The organism is Microbacterium candidum (assembly GCF_030315975.1).
GTDB lineage: Bacteria > Actinomycetota > Actinomycetes > Actinomycetales > Microbacteriaceae > Microbacterium > Microbacterium candidum.
In genome coordinates, this window is sequence record NZ_JASXSZ010000008.1 from 97,034 (window position 1) to 105,343 (window position 8,310).

The following is an 8,310-nucleotide window of genomic DNA, read 5'->3' on the forward strand; positions in this document are numbered from 1 at the left end:
GACCGGTGTCTGAAATCACCCCTGATCTCGTGCGCCATCTCGGTGTGCTCGCCCGGATCCAGCTGAGCGACGCCGAGGTCGAGCGTCTCACCGGCCAGCTCGATTCGATCGTCTCGAACATCGCGAAGGTGTCGGAGGTGGCCACCGCCGACGTCGTCGCGACGAGCCATCCCGTCGCCCTGGAGAACGTGTTCCGCCCCGACGTCCCGGGTGCGGTCCTCACCGTCGCGCAGGCGCTGCAGAATGCGCCGGATGCCGACGACGACCGCTTCCGCGTGACCGCGATCCTGGGAGAAGAGCAGTGACCGACCTCACCCGGCTGTCCGCCGCGGACCTCGCCGCCAAGCTCGCCGCCCGCGAGGTCTCCAGCGTCGAGGCGACGCAGGCCCACCTCGACCGCATCGCGGCGGTGGATGCCGACATCCATGCCTTCCTGCACGTGAACGCGGGCGCGCTCGACGCCGCCGCGGAGATCGACCGCCGCCGTGCGGCGGGGGAGCAGCTCGGCGAGCTCGCCGGCGTGCCGCTCGCGATCAAGGACGTGCTGGTCACGACCGACATGCCGTCCACGAGCGGCTCCCGCATCCTCGAGGGCTACATGTCGCCCTACGACGCGACCGTCGTCGCGCGCTCGCGGGCCGCCGGTCTCGTGCCCCTCGGCAAGACCAACATGGACGAGTTCGCGATGGGCTCGTCGACCGAGCACTCCGCCTACGGCGCCACCCACAACCCGTGGGACCTCGACCGGATCCCGGGCGGCTCCGGCGGCGGTTCGGCCGCGGCCGTCGCGGCCTTCGAGGCGCCCCTCGCGCTCGGCTCGGACACGGGCGGCTCGATCCGCCAGCCCGCGCACGTCACCGGAACCGTCGGTGTCAAGCCGACGTACGGCGCCGTCAGCCGCTACGGTGCGATCGCGCTCGCCTCCAGCCTCGACCAGGTCGGCCCCGTGACGCGCACCGTGCTCGACGCGGGCCTCCTGCACGACGTGATCGGCGGGCACGACCCGCATGACTCCACCTCGCTCGAGGAGGCGTGGCCGTCGTTCGCGGCCGCCGCCCGCGAAGGCGCGCGCGGCGACGTGCTGAAGGGCCTCAAGGTCGGCGTCATCCGCGAACTGCCGGACGCCGGCTTCCAGCAGGGCGTCGCCGAGTCCTTCCGCGCGGCCCTGGCCGCGATGGAGGCGCAGGGCGCCGAGATCGTCGAGATCAGCGCGCCGCACTTCGAGTACGGCGTGGCCGCGTACTACCTGATCCTCCCGGCCGAGGCATCCAGCAACCTGGCGAAGTTCGACTCGGTGCGCTTCGGCATGCGCGTGGACGTCCCGGGCGGCACCGTCGAGGACGTCATGGCCGCCACCCGCGACGCCGGCTTCGGCGACGAGGTGAAGCGCCGCGTCATCCTCGGCACCTACGCGCTGTCGGCGGGCTACTACGACGCCTACTACGGCTCGGCGCAGAAGGTGCGCACGCTGATCCAGCGCGACTTCGACGAGGCGTTCGCGCAGGTCGACGTCATCGCGACGCCCTCGGCGCCGACCACGGCCTTCCGCCTCGGCGAGAAGATCGACGACCCGATGCAGATGTACCTCAACGACGTCACGACGATCCCGGCGAACCTCGCGGGCGTCCCCGGCATCTCGGTGCCGTCGGGGCTGGCTGCAGAAGACGGCCTCCCGGTCGGCATCCAGTTCCTCGCGCCCCTGCGACAGGACGCGCGCCTGTACCGTGTGGGAGCCGCGGTAGAGGCGCTCCTGGTAGATGGATGGGGCGGACCGCTCCTGGATCGTGCACCCCTGCTGAACGGAGAGGCCCGCTGATGGCGAAGGATGCGCTCATGGACTTCGACGAGGCGCTCGAGCTCTTCGAGCCCGTCCTCGGCTTCGAGGTGCACGTCGAGCTGAACACCGAGACCAAGATGTTCTCCGCGGCGCCCAACCCCGCGCATGAGTCGAACCACGACGCCGCGCCGAACACGCTCGTCGCGCCGGTGGACATGGGTCTTCCCGGTGCGCTGCCCGTCGTCAACGCGCAGGCCGTGCGCTCGTCGATCAGCCTGGGGCTCGCCCTCGGCTGCTCGATCGCGCCGTCGAGCCGGTTCGCCCGGAAGAACTACTTCTACCCGGATCTCGGCAAGAACTACCAGATCTCGCAGTACGACGAGCCGATCGCGTTCGAGGGTCAGGTCGAGGTAGAGCTCGAAGACGGCACGCTCGTGCAGATCCCGATCGAGCGTGCGCACATGGAAGAGGACGCGGGCAAGCTCACCCACGTCGGCGGCGCGACCGGCCGCATCCAGGGTGCCGAGTACTCACTCGTCGACTACAACCGGGCGGGCGTCCCGCTCGTCGAGATCGTCACGAAGCCGATCTTCGGCGCCGAGGGCCGTGCGCCCGAGCTCGCCGCGGCATATGTCCGGGCGATCCGCGACATCGTGATCGCGCTCGGCATCTCCGAGGCGCGGATGGAGCGGGGCAACCTGCGCTGCGACGCCAACGTGTCTCTGCGCCCGCGCGGCCAGGAGAAGCTCGGCACCCGCACGGAGACGAAGAACGTCAACTCGATGCGCTCGGTGCAGCGGGCGGTGCGCTACGAGATCCAGCGCCAGGCGGCGATCCTCGCCGCGGGCGGCTCGATCACGCAGGAGACGCGCCACTGGCACGAGGACACCGGGACGACCTCGCCCGGCCGCCCGAAGTCGGACGCCGACGACTACCGGTACTTCCCGGAGCCCGACCTCCTCCCCGTCGCACCGTCCGGAGCGCTCGTCGAGGAACTGCGCGCGGCTCTTCCCGAGCAGCCGGTGGCACGCCGTCGGCGCCTCAAGGGCGAGTGGGGCTTCACCGACCTCGAGTTCCAGGACGTCGCCAACGGCGGTCTCGTGGACGTCGTCGAGGCGACCATCGCGGCGGGAGCGGCTCCGGCCGCCGCCCGCAAGTGGTGGACCGGCGAGATCACCCGCATCGCGAACCTCCAGGAGCTCGAGGCGTCCGACCTCGTCTCGCCCGAGGCGGTCGCGCAGCTGCAGGCGCTCGTGGACGCCGGCACCCTCACCGACAAGCTCGCCCGCCAGGTGCTGGAGGGCATGATCGCGGACGAGGGCACGCCGCAGGAGATCGTGGATGCGCGCGGGCTCGCCGTGGTGTCCGATGACGGCGCCCTGATCGCGGCGATCGATGAGGCGCTCGCGGCGCAGCCCGACGTGCTGGAGAAGATCCGCGACGGCAAGGTGCAGGCCGCCGGGGCGGTCATCGGCGCGGTCATGAAGGCCATGAAGGGTCAGGCGGATGCCGCCCGCGTGCGCGAGCTCGTGCTGGAGCGGGCCGCCCAGTAGTCCTCCCGCAGTCCCGCCGAAGGTGCACTCGTCCGGAACGAGTGCACCTTCGCGGGTGAGGGGGATGTCGGAGACATCGGGGAGAATCGCACCATGGGACGCGGAGACGGATCGGGCCGCATCGTCTCACCGGATGACGCGGACGACACCGGCACCGGCATCCTGCACGTCGACATGGATGCGTTCTACGCATCCGTCGAGATCCTCGATGACCCGTCCTTGAAGGGCAGGCCGATCATCGTCGGCGCCCCCGAAGGCCGTGGCGTCGTCTCGAGCGCGTCGTACGAGGCGCGTCGCTTCGGCGTGCGATCGGCCATGCCGGTCGGCCAGGCCCTGCGGCTGTGCCCGACCGCGATCGTCGTCATGCCGCACTTCGAGCGGTACATCGAGATCTCCGGCCGCGTGATGGACATCTTCCGGTCGTTCACGCCACTCGTGGAGCCGCTCTCGATCGACGAGGCCTTCCTCGATGTGCGCGGCGCGCGACGGCTGTGGGGGAGCCCCGGGCGCATCGCTCGGATGCTGCGCGCCCGCGTCCTCGAGGAGACCGGGCTCACCTGCAGCATCGGCGTCGCCGCGACGAAGCACGTGGCCAAGATGGCGTCGACGATCTCCAAGCCCGATGGGCTGCTCATCGTCGCGGAGGCCGACACCGCGGCCTTCCTCGCTGCACGCTCCGTCCGCGCGCTGTGGGGAGTCGGCCCGAAGGCGTCCGAGGCGCTGGAAGGGCGCGGCATCCACACCGTCGCCGACATCCTGGCCACCCCGCGGCCCGTGCTCGATCGCGCGCTCGGGCCCGCGATGGGAGATCGCGTATGGCATCTTGCCCGCGGCATCGACGCCCGTGAGGTGGACACTGCACGGGCCGAGAAGAGCGTCGGCCACGAGGAGACCTTCCACGAGGACATCGGCGATGCCGTCATCCTCCGTTCGGAGCTGCGGCGCCTCGCGGATCGCGTCGGCGCCCGACTGCGCGGCGGTGGCTGGGAGGCGTCGACGGTGGCACTGAAACTCCGGTTCGCCGACTTCACGACGATCAGCCGTTCCCAGACGCTGGCGGAGCCCACCTCGGTCGGACAGCGCATCGGCGAGGCCGTGATCGAGCTGTTCGACGCCGTCGACCTCCGCATGCCGGTGCGGCTCGTCGGTGTCCGCGGCGAGCGGCTCCGACCGTCCGGCGCGGGCGGGATGGCCCTCTGGGACGACGACGCGGAGTGGCGGCGGGTCGAGGACGCACTGGATGACGCGACAGCACGATTCGGCCGCGGCGCCGTCACGCGCGCGACGCACCTGGGCCCCTCCCGCGGCGGGGGATCGCTTCCGTCGCATCCACGTCCGCCCGAGCACTGAGCGCCCGCGCGCACAGCGGCGGTCGCGCGCGCTACCTTTGGTGCATGCCCAACATCGCACTCGAGCTCGGCAAGCAGACCGCGGACTTCGGCGTGAGAAGCGCCTACGGCGCGCAGGAGGACGTCGACGGGACCAAGATGATCCCGGTCGCCCTGACGTGGTCCGGTTTCGGCGGCGGGTCCGACGAGTCCGGCAACGGCGGTGGCGCGGGTGGCGGCTACGCGATCCCGATCGGCGCATACATCAGCCGCGGCGGCAACCTGCGCTTCGAGCCCAACCCCGTCGCTCTCCTGGCGGTCGCCATCCCGTTCGTTTTCGTGACGGGACGTGCGCTCAGCCGTGTCATCCGTTTCCTCAAGAAGTAGCGCCGACCCCGTCCAGACCGCGCTGGATGCCGCCGCATCAGCTCTCGTGGATGCGGTGCGCGCCGTATCGGCGTCGAATCCGGTCATCCTGATCGACGGACGCAGCGGCGCGGGGAAGACGACCCTCGCGCGCGAACTGGTGGCTCGGTGGCCGCTGCGCGGACCCGTGCAGTCCGTGGCGCTCGACGCTCTGTACCCGGGTTGGGACGGCCTGTTCGACGGTGTCGAGACGGCGCGGGAGCTCATCCTCGCCCCGCACGCGCGCGGCCTCGTCGGCACGTGGCGACGATGGGCATGGGATGCAGGGACGTACGCGGAACCGCACGCCGTCGATCCCGCCCTGCCCCTCGTCGTCGAGGGATGCGGCATCCTCACCCCGCGCACCCAGCGGATGAGTGACATCCGGGTGTGGCTCGAGTCGCCCGAGCCCTCGCGGAAGCACCGCGCCCTCGAGCGGGACGGCGACGCCTTCCGGCCGCACTGGACGCAGTGGGCCGAGCAGGAGGAGAGGCACCTGACGCGCGACGACCCGACGGCGCTCGCCACGCACGTCTTCCGGATCCCGTGACGTCGGCTCAGTCGTCGAGCGCGTCGATCTCCTGCACCAGCGCATCGAGGCGGTAGCCGAGCCAGTCGTAGATGGCGAAGCGCTGGTCGTCCTCGTCGTGGTCGTCCTCGGAGGACACCCCGAGCCGCTCCGCCAGGACGAGGCGGAGGGATGCGAGCGCCCGCAGCCAGGCGGAGGCGTCGTCGACTGTCAGGGGCAGTGCGACCGTGTCGAGTGCGTTGTCGTCGGTGAGCCCATCCGGATCTGCGCCGGCGAGCGCGAGTTGGGCGAGCACCGAACGCGCGTCGGAGGCGCGCCGATCCAGAAGTTCCGACTGGGTCATCGTGCGGAACTCCGCCGACGCGTCCGCGTCCTCGGGGTAGGCGTCGGGTGTCAGCCGGGCGACCGCCGGGTCGGTCGAATCGCCGGGGGCCGAGGCATCCAGCACCTCGAGGAACTGGCCGACGAGGCCCATGAGATGGGCGGCCTCGATCCGCGTCATCTCCATGACGAGTCGCCTCATTCAGCCCTCCGCACCGTGGCCCACAGCCCGTAGTCGTGCATCGCCTGGGCGTGCAGCTCCATCTGCTCGCGCGCACCCTGCGCCACGACCGCGTGACCGTCGTGGTGGACGGCGAGCATCAGCCGGGTCGACTCCTGCTTCGAGTATCCGAAGTACGTGCGGAAGACGTGCACGACGTACGACATGAGGTTGACGGGATCGTTCCATACGACGGTCTGCCACGGCGTGGCCGCCTGCTCGGAGATCCGCACCTCCTCGCGCGTATCGGGAGAGATCGCCGGCGTCATGCCCACCCCAGTTCGTGCAGCCGCTCATCGTCGATGCCGTAGAAATGGGCGATCTCGTGGACGAGCGTCGTGTGCACCTCGTCACGCAGCTCATCCTCGTCGTCGCACACGGACAGATGCGGCTCGCGGTACACGATGATCCGGTCGGGGAGCTCGCCGAGACCGTAGCGGTCGCGCTCGGTGAGGGCGAGTCCGTCGTAGAGGCCGAGGAGGTCGAGGCTGCCGTCCTCAGGACGGTCTTCCACGACGAAGACGACGTTGTCGAGTCCGTCGACCATGTCGTCGGGCAGCTGATCGAGCTCATCGATCACGAGGGCCTCGAAGGTCTCGGCATCCATGTCGACACTCACGGGGACCAACAATCGTGCTCGGAGAACGGGTACACCGGAATCCTACCGGCGGGCGGGGACGGCGGTCGCGAGGGGATGCCACGGGTCGCCGGGTCGTGTCATAGTGACGGCGTGGACGTCCGCAGCGTGTCCGTCGGAGATGGCGCCCAGGTCGAGGTGCGGGCCATGGGTGCGGGGGAGCCGGTGCTCCTCATCCAGACGGCGCTCGATCCGGACGAGCTCGCGACCCTTGCGGCAGAGCCCGCGCTGAGAGCGCGATATCGCGTCGTGGATGTGAGACGCAGGGGCTACGGATCGAGCAGCCCGCCCTCCGGCGGCGGGGTCGTCGGAGATGCCGCCGATGCCATCGCGGTGCTGCGCGCCCTCGGCGCGGAGCCCGCGCACATCGTCGGCACGAGCTTCAGTTCCTCGATCGCGTTGGCCGTCGCGGCCCTGGCGCCGTCGGCCGTCGCGACGGTGGTGCTCATCGAAGTGCCGCCCCCGGACGGCTCCGACGACCTCGCGCAGGTCGCCGGTCGTCTTGCGGAGACCTATGCGAACGAGGGAGTCGCTTCGGCCCTCGACGTCTTCGCGCAGGCGATGGGGGACGGGGCGTGGAGCGCACGTCGCCTCGAGCTGCCTGTGTCGGAGGTCGAACGGATCGAGAGGGATGCCGACACCTTCTTCGCGTCCGACATCCCCGCGCTCCTGCGGTGGCGCCTCGCCGCGGCGCCGCCGCATCCGGTCCTGTGCATCGGCGGAGCGGAGACGGCGCCCATGTTCGCCGCCGCCAGGCATCGGGTACTGCGGCTGATCCCGCAGGCGGAGGAGGTCGTCATCCCGGGTGGCGGCCACATCGTGGCGGCGACGCACAGCGCCGAGGTCGCCGCGGCGATGGTCGACTTCCTCGAACGCCATCCGATCGAACAGAAAGGACAGCGCTCATGAACATCACCGTGACGCCCGTGCTCGTCGGGGAGCTGCGCGCCGCCGGCGACGGCATGCCCGTCTACGTCCATGTCATCGACCATCCGGAAGGTCGGGTGCTCGTCGACACCGGCCTCACCGAGCTGCACCCGGCTGTGGCGGATCTCGATCCGCACCTCCGTCCGGTCGCGGACTGGACGGCCGAGATCGGCGACGTCGACATCGTCGTCAACACCCACCTCCATTTCGACCACTGCGGCGGCAATCATCTGTTCGCCGGCTCCCCGATCCACGTCCAGCGGCAGGAGCTGGATGACGCGCGCAGTCTGCCCGACTACACGATCCGCGAATGGGTGGATGCCCCGGGACTGGCCTATCGCGCGGTGGACGGCGAGTTCGAGCTGCTGCCCGGGATCCGGCTCGTTCCTGCGCCCGGCCATACGCGCGGTTCGCAGATCGTCGTCGTGGGGACGGGGGAGCATCCGATCGTGATCGCCGGCGACACGGCCGTCTGGCACGGGGAGCTCGACGAGCCGACCACCGTGGGACAGCAGTCGATCCGCTCGCTCGATCCGTCGCTCGTCTGGTTGACTCACACGGACGACCCGTGGCGACCGTGAAACGAGAAGTGGGGGGGGGGGGGGGCCGCGCC

Annotated in this window: 11 protein-coding genes; 8 read left to right on the top strand and 3 right to left on the bottom strand. The window is 70.6% G+C overall.

Annotated features, from left to right (window positions below; translation table 11 throughout):
• Nucleotides 1-5 precede the first annotated feature (5 nt).
• From gatC to QSV35_RS19205, 6 genes are all read left to right on the top strand, one after another.
• The gene (gene gatC / locus QSV35_RS19180) at nt 6-305 is read left to right on the top strand and encodes an Asp-tRNA(Asn)/Glu-tRNA(Gln) amidotransferase subunit GatC (RefSeq protein WP_286290579.1); all 300 of its coding nucleotides are present in this window, start codon (nt 6-8) and stop codon (nt 303-305) included.
• A complete protein-coding gene (gene gatA, locus QSV35_RS19185) occupies nt 302-1,816 on the top strand; it encodes an Asp-tRNA(Asn)/Glu-tRNA(Gln) amidotransferase subunit GatA (protein ID WP_286290580.1) in 1,515 nt (504 codons plus the stop codon). The genes gatC and gatA overlap by 4 nt, the downstream gene beginning before the upstream one ends.
• Complete coding sequence (gene gatB, locus QSV35_RS19190) at nt 1,816-3,330, top strand: Asp-tRNA(Asn)/Glu-tRNA(Gln) amidotransferase subunit GatB (protein ID WP_286290581.1); 1,515 nt, start codon at nt 1,816-1,818, stop codon at nt 3,328-3,330. The genes gatA and gatB overlap by 1 nt, the downstream gene beginning before the upstream one ends.
• Before the next feature lie 93 nt (nt 3,331-3,423).
• Nucleotides 3,424-4,680 (top strand): DNA polymerase IV, encoded by a 1,257-nt coding sequence (gene dinB / locus QSV35_RS19195; RefSeq protein ID WP_286290582.1) that lies wholly within the window; start codon nt 3,424-3,426, stop codon nt 4,678-4,680.
• A gap of 44 nt (nt 4,681-4,724) precedes the next feature.
• Nucleotides 4,725-5,045 carry a hypothetical protein gene (locus QSV35_RS19200; RefSeq protein WP_286290584.1) on the top strand — a complete coding sequence of 107 codons (321 nt, stop codon included), beginning with the start codon at nt 4,725-4,727 and terminating at the stop codon, nt 5,043-5,045.
• Nucleotides 5,020-5,613: a nucleoside/nucleotide kinase family protein gene (locus QSV35_RS19205; protein WP_286290585.1), complete on the top strand. Its 594-nt coding sequence runs from the start codon at nt 5,020-5,022 to the stop codon at nt 5,611-5,613. Before QSV35_RS19200 ends, QSV35_RS19205 begins: the two co-directional genes overlap by 26 nt.
• Before the next feature lie 7 nt (nt 5,614-5,620).
• On the opposite strand, the gene QSV35_RS19210 is transcribed toward QSV35_RS19205, so the two are convergent.
• From QSV35_RS19210 to QSV35_RS19220, 3 genes are read right to left on the bottom strand one after another with little or no spacing between them, the layout of a single operon-like run.
• On the bottom strand, nt 5,621-6,100 hold the full coding sequence (locus QSV35_RS19210) for a DUF2017 family protein (protein WP_286290586.1): 480 nt from the start codon (nt 6,098-6,100) through the stop codon (nt 5,621-5,623).
• A gap of 11 nt (nt 6,101-6,111) precedes the next feature.
• Entirely contained in the window at nt 6,112-6,402 is a 291-nt protein-coding gene (gene clpS, locus QSV35_RS19215; RefSeq protein WP_419956872.1) for an ATP-dependent Clp protease adapter ClpS, read from the bottom strand.
• Nucleotides 6,399-6,740, bottom strand: coding sequence for a metallopeptidase family protein (locus QSV35_RS19220; RefSeq protein ID WP_286290588.1), 342 nt, complete (start codon nt 6,738-6,740; stop codon nt 6,399-6,401). The genes clpS and QSV35_RS19220 overlap by 4 nt, the downstream gene beginning before the upstream one ends.
• A gap of 123 nt (nt 6,741-6,863) precedes the next feature.
• Here QSV35_RS19220 and QSV35_RS19225 point away from each other — a divergent pair, with 123 nt between their 5' ends.
• Together QSV35_RS19225 and QSV35_RS19230 are read left to right on the top strand one after the other, a co-directional pair.
• Nucleotides 6,864-7,679, top strand: coding sequence for an alpha/beta fold hydrolase (locus QSV35_RS19225; protein WP_286290589.1), 816 nt, complete (start codon nt 6,864-6,866; stop codon nt 7,677-7,679).
• On the top strand, nt 7,676-8,278 hold the full coding sequence (locus QSV35_RS19230; RefSeq protein WP_286290590.1) for an MBL fold metallo-hydrolase: 603 nt from the start codon (nt 7,676-7,678) through the stop codon (nt 8,276-8,278). Before QSV35_RS19225 ends, QSV35_RS19230 begins: the two co-directional genes overlap by 4 nt.
• The last annotated feature ends 32 nt before the right edge of the window (nt 8,279-8,310 follow it).